The sequence below is a fragment of the Nocardioides dokdonensis FR1436 genome (genome assembly GCF_001653335.1).
GTDB classification, from domain to species: domain Bacteria; phylum Actinomycetota; class Actinomycetes; order Propionibacteriales; family Nocardioidaceae; genus Nocardioides; species Nocardioides dokdonensis.
In genome coordinates, this window is sequence record NZ_CP015079.1 from 655,481 (window position 1) to 676,533 (window position 21,053).

The following is a 21,053-nucleotide window of genomic DNA, read 5'->3' on the forward strand; positions in this document are numbered from 1 at the left end:
AGCACCCGTCAGGCGGTCGCCCCGCCGTCGACCACGAAGTCGGCCCCGGTGGTGTAGGCGCTGGCGTCGCTGGCCAGGAAGGCGACCATCGCGGCCACCTCGTGCGCCGTGCCGCGGCGCGGCACCGGGAGGTGGGAGAGGTCCATGGTGCTGGACGCGATCATCGGGGTGTCCACGGACCCGGGGCACACGCAGTTGACCCGGATCCCGCGAGGTCCCAGCTCCCGGGCGGCCGAGCGGCTCGCCCCACGCAGCCCCCACTTGGAGGTGGCGTACGGCAGCGCACCGCCGTGGCCGCGCAGTCCCGAGATGGAGGCGACGTTGACCACCGACGAACCGCGCGGCATGAGAGGGACCATCGCCTGGAGCCCCAGCAGCGGGCCGATCAGGTTGATGTCGAACAGCGCGCGGAGCTCGTCCTCTGGCCACTCGACGATGTCGCCGGTGCGGTAGATGCCCGCGTTGTTGACCAGCACGTCGAGGCGACCGTGGTCGGCACGCACCGTCTCGGCCACCGTGCGCCACGCGGCACCGGACCCGGTGTCGTGGACGTGGGCCGTGGCCCGCTCGCCCAGGCCGCGTGCCACCTCCTGCACCTCGTCGCCGAGGACGTCGGTGAGCACCACCGTCGCCCCCAGCTCGACGAAGAGCGCGGCCTCGGCGGCACCCTGGCCGCGCGCGGCGCCGGTGATCAGGGCGACCTTGCCGGTGAGGTCCACGAGAGGAGCGGTCATGTCAGCGCTCACGATCCCAGCACGAAGCCGGCGTAGCCCTCGTCGCGCGCCTCGTCGCAGAGGGCGCCGTACGTCGCGAAGCCGCCCAGGTAGGGCATGAAGCCCCGGGCCTTCCCCTCGACGTTGGCGCCCATGTACCAGGAGTTCGCGCCGACGAAGAGCGTCTTGGAGGCCACCTCGTCGACGTGGCTGCCCCAGGCCTCGGCCGCGTCGAGGCGGGCCTCGACCTGGGTGTGACCGTGCTCGTCGCAGTGGTGGATCAGGTCGACGAGCCAGTTCACCTGCTGCTCACCGGTGAGGACCATGTTGGCCAGCACCGAGGGGCTGCCGGCCCCGGAGAGGCTGAACATGTTGGGGAAGCCGGGGATCGCCATCCCGAGGTAGGTCAGCGGGCCGCCGGACCATGCGTCGGCGATCCTGTGGCCGCGCGGGCCCTCGATGTCGATGCGGGTCAGCGCCCCGGTCATGGCGTCGAAGCCGGTGGCGAGCACCAGCACGTCGAGCTCGTGGGAACCCTGGTCCGTCTTGATCCCCCACGGCGTGATCGTGTCGATGGGGTCCTTGCGCAGGTTGACCAGCGTCACGTCGTCGCGGTTGAACGTCTCGAAGTAGCCGCTGTCGGTGCAGATCCGCTTGGTGCCGATGGGGTGGTCGGTCGGCACCAGGTCGTCGGCGACGGCCGGGTCCTGGACGATCTCGCGGATGCGCTCCTCGGCGAACTGGCGCGCGAACTCGTTGATGCGCGGGTCGATCGTCTGGTTCGCGAAGGTCTTGCCGAAGAGGACCCCGCCGCGCTGCCAGAACTCCTCGAGCACCTCGCGGCGCTCCTCGTCCGTCATCGTCAGCGGGTCGCCGGGGTGGCTGGTGTGCGGCGACCCGGCGCCGCCGGCCCACGACGTACGACGACGCTCGGGGTAGGCGGCCAGTGCCTGCTCCCACTCCTCGTCGTCCAGCTCGCGGTTGAAGGCGGGCACCGAGAAGTTGGGGCTGCGCTGGAAGACCGTCAGGTGCTCGGCCTGGGCCGCGAGGACCGGGATGACCTGGATGCCGGACGACCCGGTCCCGATCACGCCGACCCGCTTGCCGGACACGTCCGGGTCCGTCTGGGGCCAGCTGCTGGTCATGTAGACCTCGCCCGCGAAGTCCTCGAAGCCCGCGATGTCGGGGACCTTGGGCGCCGAGAGGCTGCCGGTGGCGAGGAGGAGGAAGCGCGCCCGGTACTCCTGACCGGCATCGGTGCGGACCACCCAGCGGCTCGCGTCGTCGTCGAACCGGGCCTGGGTGACCCGGGTCTCGAACCGGAAGTGGCGGCGCAGGTCGAAGCGGTCCGCCACGTGCTTGATGTAGCTCAGGATCTCCGGCTGGGTGGCGTAGCGCTCGCTCCAGCGCCACTCGCGCTGGAGCTCCTCGTCGAAGGAGTAGGAGTAGTCGAGGCTCTCCACGTCGCAGCGCGCGCCCGGGTAGCGGTTCCAGAACCAGGTGCCCCCGACCTCGGGAGCGGCCTCGATCCCCACGACCGACCACCCCTCGGTCCGGGCCTTGTAGGCGGAGTAGAGACCGGCGAACCCGGCGCCCACGACCACCACGTCGACGTCGAAGCGGGTCATGCGATCTCCTTCGTGGCGCTCGCCGCGGACCCGGTCGGGTGCGCGAGGAGACGCCTCATGTCGTGCCAGAGCAGCTCGCGAGCAGCACCGGCGGGCCCGAAGGAGCCGATGGTCAGGAAGCCGTGGAAGAGCTCGGGGTAGTGCCGGTGGCGGACCGGAACGTCGGCGTCCCGGAGCGCGGCGGCGTACTGCTCGCCCTCGCTGCACAGGGGGTCGCGACCGGCGGTCACCACGACGGCGGGCGGCAGCCCGGCCAGGGAGGTCGCCCGCAGGGGGACGACGTGCTCCGCGGGCTCGGGCAGGGCCGCGCTCGACGGGTCGCCGCCGACGTACTGCTGCCAGTACCACTGCATCGCGTCGCGGGTGTTGAAGTGCCCGCTCGCGTAGCGCTCGTAGCTCGGCGTGGAGAAGTCGGGGGCCAGGACGGGGTACAGGAGCACCTGCCCGGCGAGGGCCGGCCCGCCGAGGTCGCGGACCATCAGCGGGACGACCGCGGCGAGGTTGCCGCCGGCGCTGTCGCCGGCCACGACGATCCGGTCCGGGTCGACCCCGAGCCGCTCGGCGTGGTCGGCGACCCAGCACACAGCAGCGTGGGCGTCCTGCGCAGCGGCCGGAGCGGGGTGCTCGGGCGCCAGCCGGTAGTCGACGGAGACGACGACCGAGTCGGTGTGGCGGGCCAGGCGCCGGCAGAAGCCGTCGTGGGACTCGATGCTGCAGAACACGAACCCGCCACCGTGCAGGAACACCACGACCGGACGGGGCTGCGCCTCGCCGTGGGGGTGGTAGACGCGCACCGGGATCGAGCCGTGCTCCGCGTCGATGCCCAGGTCCTCGGTGCGGTCCACGTCGTCGAGGTTGTCCACCGGTGGCACCCGCGCCTCGACCAGGGCACGGGCCTCGGCTCCGGACATCGTGTGCACCGCGGGGAAGCCGGTGTCGAGCATCGTCAGCATGCGCGACGTCTCGGCCAGCACGTTCTCGAGCACGGGGCCTCCTGTTTCGGGTGAAAGTATGCCTATTCGGCATACTACGCACAGATCACCACAGCGTCGAGGCCTCGCGCCCGACATATTTCGCCTCGGCACATTTCCACGCAGTCGGCCCGCGTTACGCTGAGCCGGTGAGCGACGACGCGGAGGACCCGACCCCAGGCCCGACCTCGGACCGGGCCTCGGGCCCGTCCCTGCGTCCTACGAGCTGGGCGGTGCTCGGCCTGCTCTCGTTCGGCGAGGAGCTCTCCGGCTACGACCTGAAGAAGTGGGCCGACTGGAGCCTGAGGTTCTTCTACTGGGCGCCGTCGTACAGCCAGATCTACAGCGAGCTGCGCAAGCTCGAGGAGATCGGCTACGCCTCCTCCACCGTCGTCAACAAGGACGACGTCCGGGGCAAGCGGATGTACCGGATCACCCCGGAGGGCCAGGACGCCGTGGCGCACTGGGCGGCCGAGTCTCCGGTCGAGCCGGCCGTGCTCAAGCACGGCGTCATGCTCCGGATGTGGCTGGGGCACGCGAGCGACCCCGAGCGGTTGCGCGCGATGCTCGAGGAGCACCGCGACCAGTCGGAGAAGATGCGGGTGCGCGCCCAGGTGGACGCGGTGGGCGCTGCGGACGAGCCGGGGTGGGCGTTCCCGGAGATGGTGCTGCGCTGGTCTGAGCGCTACTACGCCGATGAGCGGGACCGGGCCGAGACGATGCTCACCGAGCTGGGCGAGGCTGTGGCCAAGCGCAGCTCCACGGTCGAGCAGGACTCGGCACGGCGGTCGTCGCAGGAGCTGCGCCAGCACAAGGCCTGACCCCACAGGAAGAAGCGCCATGACCGTGCCCCCGGTGACCGTGTACGCCGCTCGACTCGTGCGGACGATGGACCCCGCGCGACCGACCGCGGAGGCGGTCGCGGTGGTCGGCGACCGCGTACGCGCGGTCGGCTCGATGGCGGAGCTGGAGCAGTACCCCGGTGTCACCGTCGACGACCGGTACGCCGACGCGGTGCTGTTCCCGGGGTTCGTGGAGGCGCACGCGCACCCGTTCGGCGGCGCCCTGTGGGACTTCACCTACGTCGGTCGCTACGACGCGATGAGCCCGGACGGTCGGACGTGGCCGGGGTGCCGCTCGACGGAGGCGGTGCTCGCGCGGCTGCGTGAGGTCGATGCGACCCTGCCGGAGGGCGAGCCCCTCCTGGCCTGGGGCCTGGACCCGATCTACTTCCCGGGCGAGCGCCTGGACAAGCGTCACCTGGACTCGGTCTCCCGGACCCGGCCGATCGTGGTGATGCACCAGAGCTTCCACCTGATGACGGTCAGCTCGTTCGTGCTGGACGCGGACGGCATCACCCGAGACACCCCCGTCGAGGGGGTCGCCAAGGGACCTGACGGCGAGCCGAACGGCGAGCTCCGGGAGCCGGCCGCCATGGGGCTGGTCAGGAGCACCCCCTCGATGCTCGCCGGCCCCGGCGGGTTCCACGAGGCGGCGTGCCGCAACTTCGGGCTGGATGCGCGCAACCACGGGGTCACGACCCTGACCGACCTGGGCAGCCGCGCATTGGCCGACGACGACTACGTCGCGGCCTACCGGGCGGTCGTCGAGGCGGAGGACTACCCGGCCCGGATCTCCGCGTTCCTGCTGGGGGCGACCGGCAGCGCCCTGGCGGGGCTCGGGCCGCAGGCAGCAGCGGCGCGCGCCCGCGAGCTGCGCGCGACCAGCGGCGACAAGCTGCGCTTCGGCCACGTCAAGCTGATCCTGGACGGGTCCATCCAGGGCTTCACCGCACGCCTGCAGGCCCCGGGCTACCTGCCGGACGACCGCAAGGGCATCTGGGTGATGGCGCCGGAGGCCTTCGTCGAGTCGTTCCGCGCCTTCCACGACGCGGGGCTGACCGTGCACGTGCACTGCAACGGCGACGAGGCCACCGAGCTGTTCCTCGAGACCGTGGAGGAGGCGCTCGAGCTGCACCCGCGGTGGAACCACCGCCACACCGTGACCCACTCGCAGCTGACCACCCCGGCCCAGTACCGCCGGATGGCCGAGCTGGGCATGTGCGCGAACCTCTTCAGCAACCACCTCTGGTACTGGGGCGACCAGCACCGCGACGTCGTCCTCGGGCCGGACCGGGCGAGCCGGATGGACGCCGCGGCGACGGCGGCGCGCTGCCGCGTGCCGTTCACGCTGCACTGCGACAGCCCCGTGACGCCCCTGGACCCGCTGGCGACCGCGTCGTACGCCGCGGCACGCGAGACACCGAGCGGGCAGGTGCTGGGCGAGCACGAGCGGATCAGCGTCGCGATGGCGCTGGAGGCGGTCACGCTCGGGGCGGCGTACACGCTGAAGATGGACCACGAGGTCGGCAGCATTGAGGCGGGCAAGTACGCCGACCTCGCGGTGCTCGACCGGGACCCCTTCGTGCTCGAGGCGGCCGAGCTGCGCGACGTCAGGGTGCACGGCACGGTGCTGGGCGGGCGACACTTCCCCGTCGGGACGTGAGCCCCGTCCCGCCGCTCCTCGTCACCATCGTCGGCGGCTACCTCGGGTCCGGGAAGACGACCCGGCTCAACGAGCTGCTGGCCTCCTGGGAGGGCGACCCGGTGGCGGTCGTCGTCAACGACTTCGGGTCGGTCAACATCGACGCGTCACTGATCCGGTCGCGCGACGGGGACCTGCTCGAGCTGGAGAACGGCTGCGTGTGCTGCGACCTGAGCGAGGGGATGGCGTCGGTGCTGGACCAGCTGCGGGCGCGCGACCCCCGGCCCGCCCACGTCGTCATCGAGGTCAGCGGCGTCGGCGACCCGGCCGGGGTCGCCCCCTGGGCTCGGCACCCGGGCTTCGCGCTCAACGGGACCCTCGTCTGCGTCGACGCCGAGACCGTCCGGCGACGCGCCACCGACCGGTGGGTGGCGGACACGGTGCTGGCCCAGCTCCGCTCGGCCGACGTCCTGCTGCCGACCAAGGTCGACCTCGTCGAGGAGCGCCAGCGGGTCGAGGTCGAGGGATGGCTGCGTGACGTCGCGCCTGGGACGCCGCTCGCGACGGATCGGGGTGCGCTGGCGGCCCTGCTGAGCTCCGGGGCGGCGCTGGAGTCAGCGGTCCCGGCGACGTCGGCCTTCCCCGGAGCGCACGCGGTCGACGCTCACCGCTCGTGCTCGGCCTCCACCTCGGAGCCGGTCGACCTCGACCGGGTGCGGGCGTTCCTCGAGGGGCTGCCGGCCGGGGTGGTCCGTGCGAAGGGGGTGCTGCGCACCCGCCAGGCCCCCACCCGGCGCACGGTGGTGCAGCTGGTCGGCCGCCGGCTGGAGGTCCGCGAGGACGGCGACGCGGACCCGGCCGCCCCGTCGACCCTGGTGCTCATCGCCACCGCCGAACCGTCGGTCCCGGGCGACCTCGAGCACGCGCTGGCCGAGGCGGTCGGACCTCCCGTCACACCGTGAGGTGGGCGGCGACCTTCCGGGCGACCGCCGCCCAGATCCGCTCGCGGATGTCGGCGGTGATGGCTGCGGCATGGGGCGTGACGACCACCCCGGGCGCCGTCCACAGGGGGTGGTCGGCGGGGAGCGGCTCGGGATCGGTGACATCGAGGATCGCGTGCAGACGCCCGGTGCGGCTCTCGGCGAGCAGCGCGTCGGTGTCCACCAGGGGGCCGCGGCCCACGTTGACCAGGACCGCTCCGTCCCTCATCGAGGCCAGGAAGCCTGCTCCCACCATCCCGGTCGTCGACTCGACGAGCGGGAGGGCGAGCACCACCACGTCGTGGGCGGGCACCGCAGCCACCCCGGCCGCCTGGTCCAGCACGCCGGCACGGGCGGTCCGCCCCACCATGGTGACCTCGCAGCCGAACGGGACCAGCCTGGCCCGGACCCCCTCACCGATGTCGCCGGAGCCGAAGACGAGCACGCGGGCACCGACGAGGGTGCCGGTCCGGTGCGCCTCCCACCGGCACTCCTGCTGCTTGGTCCGGTAGGCGGCGAGGTCGCGGACGTGTGCGAGCAGCTGGGCCACCACCCACTCGGCCACGGCGACCCCGTGGACGTGGTCGGCGTTGGAGAGGCGCACCCCCTGCGGGACCACCCCCACCCACCGCTCGACGCCCGAGCTGAACAGCTGCACCATGCGTAGCCGTGGCAGCGCGGCCAGCAGGGGCGGTGCGTCCTCGGGCTCGATCCCGTGGGCCACGAGGACCTCGGCCCGCGCGGCCTCCGGTGGCAGCGGCGCGCCCGGCCGGTAGACGACCGCTCGGACCCCCGGCAGGCGGGTCAGGACCGAGGCACCCGGGTCTTCCGGGACCAGGACCACGACCGGTGGCGCACCGGGCGCCTCGGGCAGGTCAGGCACGTGGGTGACGCCTCAGATCGCGATGTGGGTCGGGCCCGAGGCGAGGCGCGAGTCGATCGCCGCGGCCAGGGCGGGGTCGCGACGCAGCTCTGCGCGCACCGTGGCCTCCCAGAAGCCGTGGAAGCCGTTGCCGTCGCTCCTGGCCATCCGCTCGAGCCACCAGTCCGGCAGCGACGACGTCGCGGGCCCGTTCGCGACCCGCACCATCCAGGCGTTCTTGCAGCGCTGCTCGAGCGCCACGGCCCGCAGGTAGACCGCGCGGGCGGTGCTGCCGAGCACGAACACGCCGTGCCCGCCCAGCAGGGCCCGGTCGGCGTCGCCCATGGCCGCGATCGCCTTGGTCGCCGCCTCCATGCTGTCGACGGCACCGTCGTACTCGTCGACGAGCACGACCTCCCCGCCACCCAGGCTCGAGCTCTGGTCGTGGGCCGGCGGCACCTCGCCGATGTCGGACCACACGGTGCCGTACTCGGAGTGGTTGTGCAGGGCGATCTGCACGTCCGGACGGGCGGCGTGCAGCGCCAGGTGCAGCGGGATGCCCAGCGGGGCCGGCCAGTCACCCTCGACGAGGTTGCCCTCGAGGTCGATGCGGATGATCTGGTCGGGCATGACCTCCTCCCAGGTGAGCAGCCACGGGTTGCACAGCAGGGTGCCGTCGCCGAGGTTGTAGGTGATGTGGCCCGACAGGTGGTCGCGGTAGCCCTCGTTCCACAGGGCGCGACCGAGCAGCACGACCTGCTCGCGGGGGTCGAGGTCCGGGACCAGCTGGTCGACCGTGGGAACGAAGCTCATGTCATCACCCTTAGTATTGCTATGTGATACTTTGGATCACTGAATGCCCTACCGTAGGAGAGGTCGACATGACCGTCAAGACCCTGGGCACCCTGGCCCGCGGGCTGCGCGTGCTGGAGAGCGTCGCCGCGCTCCAGCCCGTGGGCCTCACCGACCTCGCCCGCCGGATGGGCGAGGACAAGAGCGCCCTGCAACGCACCCTGGCGACCTTGCACGCCGAGGGCTGGATCCGGCCGCTGCCCGGCTCGCCACCACGCTGGGAGGTCAGCCACAAGGCGCTCGTGGTCGCCTCGGCGGCTCTGGTCGCCTCTCCCCTGCCGGTGCGCGCGCGGGCGCTGGTGGGGACGTTGCGCGACGCCACCGCCGAGACCGCCTACTTCACGATGCTCGAGGGCAGCACCGCCGTGGTGGTCGACGTCGCCGAGGGGTCGCAGGTGGTGCGCACCGCGCTGCAGGTCGGGCGCTCGCTCCCGCTCGAGGGCAGCGCGGTCGGGCACGCGCTCTTCGCCCACCTGGCACCCGCCGAGCGGGAGCAGTTCCCCGTCGACCCCGCCACCTGCCTCGACGAGGACGCCTACACGGAGATCCGCGGTCGCGGCTGGTCGCTGTCCGAGGGGTCGGTCAAGCAGGGCACGACCAGCATCGCAGCGGCCGCGCTCGACGAGTCGGGTCGACCGATCGGTGCGGTCGTCGTCAGCGGCCCCGACACCCGCCTCACCCCGGCCCGGTACGCCGAGATCGGGGCACTGGCCCGCGACGCCGCCGCCGAGCTCAGCAGTCGCCGCGCCTGAGCGCTCACCCGAGCGGGTGCGCAGAGCACATTCGGGACGATGAGACGGAAACCTGTACACCGGCCTGACTGCCATATACCTTTTCGAACTATGACTATCTACTCCAAGCGCAGTCCGCTTCGCCGCAGCCGCAGTCGCCCGGTCGCGATCGCGCGGGCCGCGATCCCCCTCACCGCCGCGCTCCTGCTGGTGGCCTCGTGCACCTCCTCCGCCTCGGACACCGACACGAAGGAGGACGCCGGCTCCAGCACCGCTTCGTTCGCACCCGGCCTGGTGAACCTGCCCGCTGCCGGCGACGTCGTCGAGGGCGGCACCCTGACCTACGGCGCCTACGCGGAGCCGCTCGCGCTCGACCCGGTCTCGACGATCGTGGCCGGCACGACGGGCGGCACCGAGATGGCTGCGATCTACGACGTCCTCCTGCGCTGGGACGAGGAGTCGCAGACGGCCGTCCCGCAGCTCGCCGAGGCGTTCACCCCGAACGACGACCACACCCGCTGGGAGCTGGTGCTGCGCCCCGACGTGGAGTTCAGCGACGGCACCGCCCTGGACGCCGACGCAGTGGAGTGGAGCATCGATCGCTACGTCGAGAACGGCGGCCACGACGCCGCCCTGTGGTCGGGCAACGTCACCGACATGGAGGTCACCGGTGACCTCAGCCTGGAGTTCACGCTGGCTCGCAGCTGGCCCAGCTTCGACGCGCTCTTCACCACCGGCATCGGCATGGTCGTGGCGAAGGCCGCGGACGCCGGCAAGACCTTCACCCCGATCGGCGCCGGTCCGTTCGTCTTCGCGGACCGCTCGCCGCAGGAGAAGATGACGTTGACCGCGAACCCCGACTACTACGACGGCAAGGCGCCGTTGGAGTCGCTCCAGTTCGTCTACATCGTCGACCCCAGCGCTCAGGCCGACACGTTCAAGCAGGGTGGCCTGTCGATGGCCATCCAGCGGGATCCGGTGATCGTCGACGAGGCACTGACCGAGGGGACGGCCGGGTACCTGCAGGTGGTGGGCGCCGGCGTCACCGGGTTGATCAACGCCACCGAGGGTCGACCGGGCGAGGATGTCCGGATCCGTCAGGCGATGCAGCTCGCCGTGGACCCGGAGTTCGTCAACGAGCGGGTCAACGGCGGTGCCGGTGTGGCGTCGTCGTCGCTCTTCCCGTCGACCTCGCGCTTCCACCAGGACGGCGTCGAGGGTCTGCAGCAGGACCAGGAAGCGGCGAAGAAGCTGGTCGCGGAGGCCAAGGCGGACGGCTTCGACGGCAAGATCACCTACATCACCGGCAGCTCGCCGGCACAGCGTGACACTGCGCTCGCCTACGAGGCCCAGCTCAACGCGGTCGGCTTCGACGCCGACTCCGAGCTCCTCGGCTCCGTGCCGGACCTCATCACGCGCGTCATCGAGGGTGACTACGACTACTCGACCTGGGCCCTGAGCTGGCGCGACTCGGCGCCGTACGCCCGGATGTTCGGCATCAACCACTCCGAGGGCAACGCCGGCTACGGCACGGCGACCTCGCCGGAGATGGACACGCTGATCGAGGACTTCCAGGCGGCGGCCACCGAGGAGGAGCAGCTCGCCGCGGCCCAGGCGTTGCAGGAGGGCTGGAACGAGCTGTCGCCGGCGCTCATCGTCGGCCCGACGGCCGAGTTCGCCATGTGGCAGGAGGACGTGCACGGCGTCCAGACCAACAGCAACACGATCGTGCTCCTCGACGAGGCCTGGGTGTCCTGACCCACGCGACCCGAGGAGAGGGCGGCGGGGAGTGGCTCAGGCCGCCCCCCGCCGCCCTCTCCTCGTTCAGCTGTCGCCGAACGTGACCACCACCCGCGCGGCCTCGCCGCGGCGCATCAGGTCGAAGCCCTCGTTGACCTGCTCGAGCGGCACCCGCTGGGACACGAGGGCGTCGAGCTCCAGGCGGTCCTGCAGGTAGAGGTCGGCCAGCAGCGGCAGGTCGCGTGGGAAGTAGTTCGCTCCCATCAGCAGCCCCTGGACGCCCTTGGCCTGGGTGACCATGGACAGGCCGGGCAGGACGATCTCCTCCCCCATGGGCGGGATGCCCACCATCCACGCGGTGCGCCCGGGGCGCAGCATGGCCACGGCGGAGCTGATCGTCCGGCTGCGACCCACGACGTCGAAGACGTGGTCGACCCCTCCGGTCAGTTCCTGCACCGCGGTCACGGCGTCCTCGGCACTGCTGTCGACCACGTCCGTCGCGCCGAAGCGCCGCGCCAGCTCCAGCTTCTCCGCGGACAGGTCGACCGCGACGATCCGGGACGCCCCGGCGATCCGCGCTCCCTGGAGGACGTTCAGCCCGACGCCTCCGCAGCCGATCACGGCCACGGTCTCCCCGGCGCGCACCCGGGCCCCGTTGACCACCGAGCCCACGCCGGTGAGCACGGCGCAGCCCAGCAGGGCCGCCCGGTCGGCCGGCACCTCGGTGGGCACGCGCACGACGGAGTTGCGGTGCAGCACCGTCACCTCGCTCAGCCCGCCCAGCCCGGCCACCTGACCGACCGGTGCACCGTCGCGCACGAGTCGAGGCTGCGGACGGTCGACCCGCCCCAGGTCGTGGCGGCGCTCGCAGATCCACGTCCGGCCGGTGCGGCACGCCACGCACCGCCCGCAGAACATCGACAGGCAGGCACTGACCCGGTCCCCGACCGCCAGGTCGTCCACGGACGACCCGACCGCCTCCACGGTCCCGGAGATCTCGTGACCGGGGACGGTGGGCAGCACGACCGGGAACTCACCCTCGAGCATGTGCAGGTCCGAGTGGCACAGCCCGCAGGCCAGGACCCGCACCCGCACCTCGTCGGGGGCCAGCCAGTCGTCCACGTCCACCTCGGTGAGCACCAGGCGTCCGGGCGCCTGGTCGAGGACGGCGGCGCGGACCCGGGTCCGCGCGGGGGAGGATGCACTCACAGCTGCACCGCCTTCGTCTCGAGGTACTCGTCCAGGCCGAAGCGCCCGCCCTCGCGGCCGTACCCGGAGCGCTTGTAGCCGCCGAACGGGGCGGAGATGTTGAACGCGCCGCCGTTGACGGCGACCTGTCCGGTGCGCAGGCGTCGCGCCACCGCCAGGGCACGGTCGGGGTCGGCCGACCACACCGCCCCCGACAGCCCGTAGTCGGTGTCGTTGGCCACGGCGACCGCCTCGTCCTCGGAGTCCACGGCGATCACGCACAGCACGGGCCCGAAGACCTCCTCGCGCGCGATGCGCATGCTCGGCTCGACGCGCAGCACCGTGGGACGCACGTAGTAGCCGCCCGCGGGCACGCCCTCCGGTGCGTCCAGGCCGCCGGAGACCACGGTGGCGCCGTCGTCCAGGGCACCTCGCAGGTGCTGGAGCACCCGGTGGTGCTGGGCGGCCGAGGCCACCGGCCCCACCGCCGTGTCCGGGTCGCGCGGGTCGCCGACCCGCAGCTGCGCGACCGCGGCCGCGAGGATCTCCTCGACCTCGGCGAGCCGGGCCCGGGGCACGATCAACCGGGTGAGCGCCGCGCACGTCTGGCCGTTGTTCAGCAGGCAGCCGTTGAGCGTGGCGGGCACGGCGGTCGCCAGGTCGGCGTCGTCAAGCAGCACGCTCGCGGACTTGCCGCCCAGCTCGAGGGTCACCCGGGTCACCCCGGCCGCGGCCAGCTCGGCGATCCGGACGCCGGTCCGCGTCGAGCCGGTGAAGCTCACCGCCCCGACCCGGGGGTCGGTGACCAGCGGCTCGCCGGCCTCCGCTCCCGTGCCCACCACCAGGTTCGCCACCCCACCGGGGAGGCCGGCCTCGGCCAGGGCCTCGAAGAAGCCGATGGTCGTCAGCGGAGCGATCTCGGAGGGCTTGAGGACCACGGTGCACCCCACGGCCAGCGCCGGCACCAGCTTGGTGGCGAGCTGGTAGAGCGGGTAGTTCCACGCGGTGATGGCCGCGGCGACACCCACACTCTCGCGGAGCACCAGTGAGCTGCCGACCCGCTCCTCGAAGGTGTGGCTCTCCACCTTGTCGGCGACGTCGCGCATCGTGGCCGCGACCATGTGCCCGTGCACGATCGGGGCCATCCGGATGGGGGTCCCGACCTCCTGCGCCGCGGTCGCGCCGAGCTCGTCGGCCCGCTTCTCGACGAGCTCGGCCGCGGTGCGGAGCAGGTCGGCCCGGTCGGTGACCGGCGTCGCCGCCCACCCCGGCCAGGCCCGGCCGGCGGCCGCGCAGGCCCGCGCGACGTCCTCGGCCCCGGCCCCCTGGAAGCGGGTGAGGACGGAGCCGTCGGCGGCGCTGGACACCTCGACCTCCGTGCTGCCCGTCCCCGGCGCCCATGCCCCGTCGACGTAGGTCGCCTGCACTGTGCGCATCCCGTACCACCCTCCTCGCCGACCGCCCGGTCGCGATCAGCCGCGGACCTTGCCAAGTCGGGATATGTTCAATAGGAATAGAACAACCTAGACCACTTCCGTCGGCCACGAGGATGAGCGATGCAGACCAGGGACCAGATCCACATCGACGGGCAGTGGGTCGAGCCGCACGGCGACGAGGTGCTCAGCCTCGTCGACCCCCGCACCGGCGAGCAGCACGCCCGGGTCCGCCTGGGCGACGAGGTCGACGTGGACCGCGCGGTGCTGGGCGCCCGACGGGTGCTCGACGAGGGGCCCGCGTGGCCCCTGGCCGACCGGATCGCGGCGCTGCGGGCCCTGCACGCGCGGATCACCGAGCGGGCCGAGGAGTTCGCGGACACGATGTCCGCGGAGATGGGATCTCCGGCGGCGTTCGCCCGTCAGGTCCAGGTCGGGATGCCGCTGGCGACGCTGGCGACCACCACCGACGTCGCCGAGGCCTACCCGTTCGACGAGGCGCTCGGAGCATCCACGCTGGTGCGCGAGCCGGTCGGCGTCGTGGCCGCGATCAGTCCCTGGAACTTCCCCCTGCACCAGGCGCTCGCCAAGGTCGGCTCGGCGCTGGCCGCCGGCTGCCCGGTGGTGCTGAAGCCGGCGGAGACCACCCCGTTGACCGCCTACCTGCTGGTCGAGGCCGCGCGGGACGCCGGTGTCCCGGCCGGCTGGCTTCAGCTGGTCCCGGGCCGCGGCACCGTCGTGGGCGCCGCGCTGGCCGAGCACCCCGGGGTCGACATGGTCTCGTTCACCGGCTCCACCGCGACCGGCCGGGAGATCGCTCGCACCGCCGCGGGCACGCTCAAGCGGGTCGCCCTCGAGCTGGGCGGGAAGTCCCCCAGCGTGCTCCTCGACGACCTCGACGACGAGGCCTTCGCGACCGCCGTCCGGACGAGCGCCGGCTTCTGCATGATGAACACCGGCCAGACCTGCGCGGCCTGGACCCGCCTCATCGTGCCCGAGGACCGCTACGCCGACGCGGTCGCGATCGCCTCGCAGACCGCCGCGGCGTTCGTGCCGGGCGAGAACCTCGGCCCGCTCGCCTCCCAGGTCCAGTGGGAGCGGGTGGCCGGACACCTGCACCAGGCCGTCGAGGAGGGCGCCACGGTCGAGCACGGCGACCCCGCACCGGCCCAGCCGGAGCGTGGCTTCCACATGGCACCCGTCGTGCTCGGCGGGGTCACCCCCGACATGCGGATCGGTCGCGAGGAGGTCTTCGGTCCGGTGCTCGCCGTCCAGACGCACCGCGGCGACGACGATGCCGTACGCCTGGCCAACGCCACCGACTACGGCCTCTCCGCGGGCGTGTTCGGCGCCGACCCCGACCGGGCCGGCGCCGTCGCCCGGCGGATCCGTTCCGGGACGGTCCACGTGAACGGGCTCAACAACAACCGGCTGGCGCCGTTCGGCGGGATGAAGCAGTCCGGGATCGGGCGGGAGTACGGCGTCCACGGACTCGAGGAGTTCCTCGAGGTGAAGTCGATCCAGCCGCCCGCCGGCTAGTCGAAGCTGAGCAGCTGCCGGGCGACGCCGCCACCGGTCAGCCGGTCGTAGGCCTCGTTGACCTCGGCCAGGGGCACGGTGCCACTGATCAGGTCGTCCAGGCGGAGGCGTCCCCGCAGGTAGAGGTCGACGTAGCGCGGGATGTCGACCAGGAACTGGTTCGACCCGATCTGCGAGCCCTGCAGCCGCTTCTCGACGAGCAGGTCCAGCCCCGAGATCGAGACCTTCTCCCCCGGCGGCAGCATCCCGACCACGGTCGCGGTGCCGCCTCGGCGTGCCATGGCGAAGGCCTGCTCGGTGGTGACCGCCAGCCCGACCGCCTCGAAGGCGTGGTGCACGCCGCCGCCGGTGAGCTCGCGCACCGCCTCGACCGGGTCGGTGGTCGAGGCGTCGACGACGTCGGTGGCACCGAACGTCCGGGCCAGCTCCAGCTTGGCGGGGTCGGTGTCCACGGCGATGATCCGCCCGGCCCCGACCAGCTCCGCGCCGTGCACGGTGCTCAGGCCGACCCCGCCGCAGCCGATCACGGCCACGGACTCGCCGGGCCGGACGGCGGCGGTCCGGAAGACCGCGCCCAGCCCCGTGACCACGCCGCAGCCGAGCAGCGCAGCCGGGCCGAGGGGCATCTCCGGTGCGATCCGGACCAGGGCGTTCTGGTGCACCAGGGTCAGCTCGGAGAAGCTCGAGAGGTTCAGGAACTGGGTGAGCGGGGCACCGTCCAGGCTGAGCCGGGGCGGCGCGCCCGCAGGCCGGTTCACCCCCTGCTTGAGACACAGGGCGGGGTTGCCCGACAGGCAGAACTCGCACCTGCCGCAGAAGACGGACAGGCAGGCCACCACGTGGTCCCCGGGCGCCAGTGCGGTGACCCGGTCGCCGACCGCCTCGACCACACCGGCCGACTCGTGGCCGAGCACGGTCGGGAGCGGGTACGGCATCACCCCCTGCATGAAGTGCAGGTCGGAGTGACACACCCCGGCTGCCACGGTGCGCACCAGCACCTCGTCCGGGCCGGGGTCGTCGACGTCGATGCGGTGGATCTCGAGCCGTCCCGGGCTGGTCGTCAGGACGGCTGCTCTGCTGCTGCTCACGGGGGCTCCTCGGGTGGGCGGACGCGCGGGGGTGGGGCGGTGGGACGGGCGGGCCGCTCAGGCGGTCGCGAAGCCGCTGTAGCCGTCGTCGGCGAGCGCCTCGCACAGGGCCCGGTAGTGGCCCACGCCGCCGATGTAGGGCAGGAAGACCCGCGGCTTGCCGGGGATGTTGGCGCCCATGTACCAGGAGTCGGTCTGCGGGTAGAGCGTCGCGTCGCCGACGTTCTGCACGTGCTGGGTCCACTCCTTCTCCGCCACGCAGTCGGCCTCGATCACCGTCAGACCGGTCTCGGTGGCGTGGGCGAGCAGGCGGGCGAGCCACTCGACGTGCTGCTCGATCGACACCACCGCGTTGCTCAGGGCCGACGGGCTGCCCGGACCGGTGATCGTGAACATGTTGGGGAACCCGGCCACGGCGATGCCCAGGTAGGACGAGGGGCCCTCGGCCCACCTCTCGCCCAGGCGCTGCCCCTCCCTGCCGATCGGGTCGATGCCGAGCAGCGGCCCGGTCATCGCGTCGTACCCGGTGGCGAAGACGAGGACGTCCAGCTCGTGCTCGCCGGCACTGGTGCGCACACCCCGCTCGGTGATCCGCTCGATCGGGGTCCGCCGGAGGTTGACCAGCTCCACGTCATCACGGTTGTAGGTCTGGAAGTAGCCCGTGTCGAGGCAGGGCCGCTTGGTGCCGTAGGCGTACCCACGGGGCATCAGGTCCTCGGCCACCTGCGGGTCGTCGACCATCTCGGCGATCTTGGACCGCACGAAGTCGGCCGCGGTGTCGTTCGCCTCCTGGTTGCGGACCAGGTCGTTGTAGGCCTGCAGGATCCCGGTGAGGGTGCCCTCGCGCCACCGCTCCTCGTAGGTCGCCAGCCGCTCCTCCTCGGCGACCTCCAGGGCCCCGCGGGTCGGCGGTTCGAGGAGGATGCCGTACGACGAGCGGCGCACCTGGTCCCGGACCGCCGCGTGGTCCTCGATCAGCCGCCGCACCCCGTCGGGGTCGGGGGCGCCGTTGAGCGCGGGGAGGCTGAAGTTCGCGGTGCGCTGGAAGACCGTGAGGTGCTCGGCCTGCTCGGCGATCCGCGGGATCGCCTGGATGCCGGAGGACCCGGTGCCGATCACCCCGACCCGCCGGCCGCTCAGGTCGACCGGCTCGTGCGGCCACCGGCCGGTGTGCAGGACCGGGCCGGCGAAGTCGTCCCGTCCGGGGATGTCGGGCAGGTTGGTGCTCGAGAGCAGCCCGACCGCCAGGACCAGCCAACGGGCGGAGACGACCGCGCCGTCCTGCGTGGTCACCCGCCACCGGTCGTCCCCCTCGTCGTACCTGGCCTCGCGGACCCAGGTGTCGAAGGAGATGTCGCGGCGCAGGTCGTAGCGATCGGCCACGTGCTGCAGGTAGGCCAGGATCTCCGGCTGCCCGGCGTACTTCTCGCTCCATTGCCACTCGCGCGCGAGGTCGGCGTCGAAGGAGTAGCTGTAGTAGATGCTCTCGATGTCGCAGCGGGCTCCGGGGTAGCGGTTCCAGAACCAGGTGCCTCCCACGTCGGAGGCGCCGTCGACGACGTGCACGTCCAGACCCTGACCGCGCAGCACGTGCAGGGCGTAGAGGCCGGCGAAGCCGGCGCCGACCACGAGGGCGTCCACGGTGCGCACCGAGGCGTCCGGCTGGGCAGAGGATCGGGCGGTCGTGCTCATCGGGAGTCCTCTCGGAGGTGGGGGTCGAGCAGGGAGGCCACGTGGGCCACGGCCTCGGCCTGGGCGGGGAGCAGCCCCACCATGGTGAAGAAGCCGTGCATCTGGCCGTCGAACTGGCGCACGTCGACCGCGACCCCGGCGCTGCGCAGCGCCGCGGCGTAGGCGGCGCCCTCGTCCCGCAGGGCGTCGTGCTGGGCGAGCACGACGATCGCGGGCGGGAGCCCGGCCAGGTCCTCGGCGCGGGCCGGGGAGACGTCGGGGTCCGGGCGCTGGGCGGGTGCTGCGTACTGGTCCCAGAACCACCGCAGGGTGTCCCTGTTCAGGGCCAGCTGGTTGGCGGGGTCGGTGTAGGAACCGTTGTCGAAGTCGTGGTCGGTCACGGGGTAGACCAGCACCTGCGCGGCGATCGCCGGACCGCCGGCGTCGCGGGCCCGGCGGGCGAGGATCGTCGCGAGGTTGGCCCCGGCGCTGTCGCCGGCGAGGACGAGCGGGAGGTCGGCCCCGAGGTCGGCCCGGTGCTGCTCCACCCAGGCCAGCGCCGCACCCGCGTCCTCGAGCGCCGCCGGCCAGGGGTGCTCGGGGGCCAGCCGGTAGGAGGCCAGCACCACGGCGCACCCGGTGGCCTCGACGAGCTGGCGCCCCAGCGCCTCGTGCTCGTCGATGCTGCCGACGACCCAGCCACCGCCGTGCAGGTAGAGCAGCACGCCCCGGGGGGTCTCGGGAGCCAGCACCCGGGCCCGCAGGCTGCCACCGGGGCCGGGGACCACCACGTCGTCGGTGCGCGCAGGCTCCGGCCCGAGGAGGTACATCGTGGCGAGACCGGCCATCCGGGCGCGCGCCTCGTCGGGTGGGACCTCGTGCATCGGGGCACCGCCGGCGGCGGCCAGCTGCTGGAGCAGGGCGGTGGTGGCGGCGTCGAGTGCCATGGTTCTCCCTCGGTCTCGGTGGGTGGCGGGCTGCGGATCAGCGGCGTGGGTCGGCCTGCCCCCCGCGCACCAACCGACCCGGCAGCTCACCGGTGGCCTCGCCGTCGACGTAGGTCTCCACACCGGAGACGAAGGTGTGCCGATAGCCGTCGGCGCGCTGCAGCAGCCGTCGACCGCCGGCAGGCAGGTCGTGGTGGATCTCGGGCTTGTGCAGGCGCAGGCCCTCCAGGTCGATCACGTTGAGGTCCGCCTTGTAGCCGGGCACCAGCAGGCCACGGTCGAGGAAGCCGACCGCCTCCGCCGTGGCCCTGGCCTGGCGCTGCACGACGAACTCCAGCGGCAGCCGGCCCCGCTCCCGGTCGCGCACCCAGTGCTGGAGCAGCGTGGTGGAGAAGCTCGCGTCGCAGATCGTGCCGACGTGGGCGCCACCGTCCGAGAGCCCGGGGATGGTGAAGTCGTGGCTCAGCAGCTCCAACGCACCGTCGAGGGAGCCGTCGACGTAGTTCGTGAACGGCTGGTAGAACATCCCGCGGCCCCCGTCCGAGACGAGGACGTCGTAGATCAGCTCCGCGACGGGCACCCCTGCACGGGCGGCCCGCCGGGCGATCGTGTCTTCGGGGTCGGGCTCGTAGCTCGGCGGGTCGGTCAGCTCGAACATGACCTCCACCCGGTCCAGGAACCCTCCCCCGATCAGGTGCGGGGCCTTGATGATGCCGTGCTCGAGGATCTCGCGGCGCAGTGCCGGCTCAGCCATCAGCCGGGCCTGCTCGGCGACGGGCAGGTGCGAGATCCGCTGGTAGGCGGGGTTGGCCTTGAAGGGGTTGAGGGTGCACTCCAGCCCCATCAGCAGCCCGATGCCGCGCGCCGCCACCTGGCCGCGCAAGCGGTGCCCCTGGCCGTTGGCCTCCTCCAGGAAGCGCAGCGCCGAGCGGAACCGGTCCGGCGCCGACAGGCTCTGGGCCAGCGAGAAGGACATCGGCCGGCCGGAGGCCTCCACCATCGAGCGGATCAGGTCGAAGTCGGTCTCGATCGACTCGTCGTCCCAGTCGGTCACCAGCTGCAGGACACCCTTACCGGTCCGCCCGATCGCCGCGGCGATGGCGCGCAGCTCGTCGCGCCCCGCGGCGTACGACGGCGTCAGCTCGCCCGAGATCGACTTGTGGTTCAGCGTCCGGGAGGTGCTGAAGCCGACCGCACCGGCCTCGATGGCCTCCACGGCCAGCGTGGCCATCATCGAGATCTCCTCGTCGGTGGCCAGCGTGTGCGCCGCGGCCCGCTCGCCCATCGAGCGCACCCGCAGTGCCGCGTGCGGCACCTGGGCCGCGAAGTCCATGTCGTGGGCGCGCTCCTCGAGCGCGTCCAGGTACTCCGGGAACGAGCGCCACGCCCAGGACAGCCCCTCGGCCAGCGCGACGCCCGGGATGTCCTCCACGCCCTCCATCAGCTCGATCAGCCGGTCGTGGTCCTCGGGCACCACGGGGGCGAAGCCCACGCCGCAGTTGCCCATCACGACCGTGGTGACCCCGTGCCAGGACGAGGGCTGCAGGTAGGAGTCCCAGGTGGCCTGCCCGTCGTAGTGGGTGTGCACGTCCACGAAACCCGGCGCGACGACCGCGCCGTCCGCGTCCACCTCGCGCGTCGCCGAGCCGGACACCCGGCCCACCTCCGCGACGACGCCGTCGCGCACGGCCACGTCGGCGGTGCGGGCCGCTTCCCCGGTGCCGTCCACCACGGTGCCGCCGCGCACGATCAGGTCGAACTCGCTCATGGGTGCCTGCTCTCGTCCACGTCCCCGGCTACCGATCCGTGCTGGGTCGGTAGTGGAGCAGCGTCATCTGGGACTCCGCGTCGTCGTGGAAGACCGGGCTGACCCGCATCCCGATCCGGATGTCGCCCCGTTCGACGTCGACGAGCTCGGTGCTCACGCGCGGCCCCTCGTCCCACTCGACGACAGCCAGCAGCTGCGGGACCGCGTCCGCCCACGGCGGTGCGGTCGGCCGCTCCGCGACGGTGAACGTGTAGAGGGTGCCCTCCCCAGAGATCTCCCGCCACTCCAGGTCGTCGGCCAGGGTCCCGGGGGCGAGCAGGCGCGGGTAGAAGACGTGCCGGCCCAGCGACGGCGAGTACTGGATCTCGATCCGGTGCTCGCGCAGGGCGTCCCAGTAGGGCTGGGAGACGGGCGTCGCCTCGGGGACCGGCTTGGACTCGATCGGTTGCTGACTCATC

At 72.7% G+C, this 21,053-nt stretch carries 18 protein-coding genes; 6 read left to right on the forward strand and 12 right to left on the reverse strand.

What is annotated here, in order from left to right:
• Nucleotides 1-8 precede the first annotated feature (8 nt).
• Genes I601_RS03150 through I601_RS03160 form a run of 3 tightly spaced genes read right to left on the reverse strand, consistent with a single transcriptional unit; the run spans nt 9 to nt 3,327 of the window.
• A complete protein-coding gene (locus tag I601_RS03150) occupies nt 9-734 on the reverse strand; it encodes an SDR family NAD(P)-dependent oxidoreductase (RefSeq protein WP_068106331.1) in 726 nt (241 codons plus the stop codon).
• Between the two features lie 8 nt (nt 735-742).
• Nucleotides 743-2,341, reverse strand: a complete 1,599-nt coding sequence (locus tag I601_RS03155) for a flavin-containing monooxygenase (protein ID WP_068106334.1) — start codon at nt 2,339-2,341, stop codon at nt 743-745.
• Entirely contained in the window at nt 2,338-3,327 is a 990-nt protein-coding gene (locus I601_RS03160; RefSeq protein ID WP_218917742.1) for an alpha/beta hydrolase, read from the reverse strand. The genes I601_RS03155 and I601_RS03160 overlap by 4 nt, the downstream gene beginning before the upstream one ends.
• A gap of 134 nt (nt 3,328-3,461) precedes the next feature.
• Here I601_RS03160 and I601_RS03165 point away from each other — a divergent pair, with 134 nt between their 5' ends.
• From I601_RS03165 to I601_RS03175, 3 genes are read left to right on the forward strand one after another with little or no spacing between them, the layout of a single operon-like run.
• Entirely contained in the window at nt 3,462-4,133 is a 672-nt protein-coding gene (locus I601_RS03165) for a PadR family transcriptional regulator (protein WP_068106337.1), read from the forward strand.
• 19 nt (nt 4,134-4,152) lie between these two features.
• Entirely contained in the window at nt 4,153-5,817 is a 1,665-nt protein-coding gene (locus I601_RS03170; RefSeq protein WP_068106340.1) for an amidohydrolase, read from the forward strand.
• Complete coding sequence (locus tag I601_RS03175) at nt 5,814-6,758, forward strand: CobW family GTP-binding protein (RefSeq protein WP_068106343.1); 945 nt, start codon at nt 5,814-5,816, stop codon at nt 6,756-6,758. The genes I601_RS03170 and I601_RS03175 overlap by 4 nt, the downstream gene beginning before the upstream one ends.
• Here the strand turns inward: I601_RS03175 and I601_RS03180 are convergent.
• The gene (locus I601_RS03180; RefSeq protein WP_218917743.1) at nt 6,748-7,659 is read right to left on the reverse strand and encodes an NAD(P)-dependent oxidoreductase; all 912 of its coding nucleotides are present in this window, start codon (nt 7,657-7,659) and stop codon (nt 6,748-6,750) included. The two genes, I601_RS03175 and I601_RS03180, sit on opposite strands and share 11 nt — an antisense overlap.
• Before the next feature lie 12 nt (nt 7,660-7,671).
• Complete coding sequence (locus tag I601_RS03185; protein ID WP_068106346.1) at nt 7,672-8,451, reverse strand: class II aldolase/adducin family protein; 780 nt, start codon at nt 8,449-8,451, stop codon at nt 7,672-7,674.
• 68 nt (nt 8,452-8,519) lie between these two features.
• Here I601_RS03185 and I601_RS03190 point away from each other — a divergent pair, with 68 nt between their 5' ends.
• Both I601_RS03190 and I601_RS03195 read left to right on the forward strand, forming a co-directional pair.
• Nucleotides 8,520-9,242, forward strand: a complete 723-nt coding sequence (locus tag I601_RS03190) for an IclR family transcriptional regulator (RefSeq protein WP_068106349.1) — start codon at nt 8,520-8,522, stop codon at nt 9,240-9,242.
• Nucleotides 9,243-9,332: 90 nt separating this feature from the next.
• The gene (locus I601_RS03195; RefSeq protein WP_084527075.1) at nt 9,333-10,979 is read left to right on the forward strand and encodes an ABC transporter substrate-binding protein; all 1,647 of its coding nucleotides are present in this window, start codon (nt 9,333-9,335) and stop codon (nt 10,977-10,979) included.
• Nucleotides 10,980-11,045: 66 nt separating this feature from the next.
• On the opposite strand, the gene I601_RS03200 is transcribed toward I601_RS03195, so the two are convergent.
• Complete coding sequence (locus I601_RS03200; RefSeq protein ID WP_068106352.1) at nt 11,046-12,170, reverse strand: Zn-dependent alcohol dehydrogenase; 1,125 nt, start codon at nt 12,168-12,170, stop codon at nt 11,046-11,048.
• Nucleotides 12,167-13,585, reverse strand: a complete 1,419-nt coding sequence (locus tag I601_RS03205) for an aldehyde dehydrogenase family protein (RefSeq protein ID WP_068106355.1) — start codon at nt 13,583-13,585, stop codon at nt 12,167-12,169. The genes I601_RS03200 and I601_RS03205 overlap by 4 nt, the downstream gene beginning before the upstream one ends.
• 120 nt (nt 13,586-13,705) lie before the next feature.
• On the opposite strand from I601_RS03205, the gene I601_RS03210 reads away from it, so the two are divergent.
• Nucleotides 13,706-15,121 (forward strand): aldehyde dehydrogenase family protein, encoded by a 1,416-nt coding sequence (locus I601_RS03210; RefSeq protein ID WP_068106359.1) that lies wholly within the window; start codon nt 13,706-13,708, stop codon nt 15,119-15,121.
• On the opposite strand, the gene I601_RS03215 is transcribed toward I601_RS03210, so the two are convergent.
• The 5 genes from I601_RS03215 to I601_RS03235 are packed head-to-tail and all read right to left on the reverse strand — an operon-like array spanning nt 15,118 to nt 21,052.
• Nucleotides 15,118-16,209 (reverse strand): Zn-dependent alcohol dehydrogenase, encoded by a 1,092-nt coding sequence (locus I601_RS03215; protein WP_068106363.1) that lies wholly within the window; start codon nt 16,207-16,209, stop codon nt 15,118-15,120. The two genes, I601_RS03210 and I601_RS03215, sit on opposite strands and share 4 nt — an antisense overlap.
• 57 nt (nt 16,210-16,266) lie before the next feature.
• Complete coding sequence (locus tag I601_RS03220; RefSeq protein ID WP_068106365.1) at nt 16,267-17,901, reverse strand: flavin-containing monooxygenase; 1,635 nt, start codon at nt 17,899-17,901, stop codon at nt 16,267-16,269.
• Nucleotides 17,898-18,827: an alpha/beta hydrolase gene (locus I601_RS03225; RefSeq protein ID WP_068106369.1), complete on the reverse strand. Its 930-nt coding sequence runs from the start codon at nt 18,825-18,827 to the stop codon at nt 17,898-17,900. The genes I601_RS03220 and I601_RS03225 overlap by 4 nt, the downstream gene beginning before the upstream one ends.
• 37 nt (nt 18,828-18,864) lie before the next feature.
• Nucleotides 18,865-20,595 (reverse strand): N-acyl-D-amino-acid deacylase family protein, encoded by a 1,731-nt coding sequence (locus tag I601_RS03230; protein WP_068106372.1) that lies wholly within the window; start codon nt 20,593-20,595, stop codon nt 18,865-18,867.
• A 28-nt stretch (nt 20,596-20,623) separates the two neighbouring features.
• The gene (locus I601_RS03235; RefSeq protein WP_068106374.1) at nt 20,624-21,052 is read right to left on the reverse strand and encodes a Zn-ribbon domain-containing OB-fold protein; all 429 of its coding nucleotides are present in this window, start codon (nt 21,050-21,052) and stop codon (nt 20,624-20,626) included.
• Nucleotide 21,053: the final 1 nt, after the last annotated feature.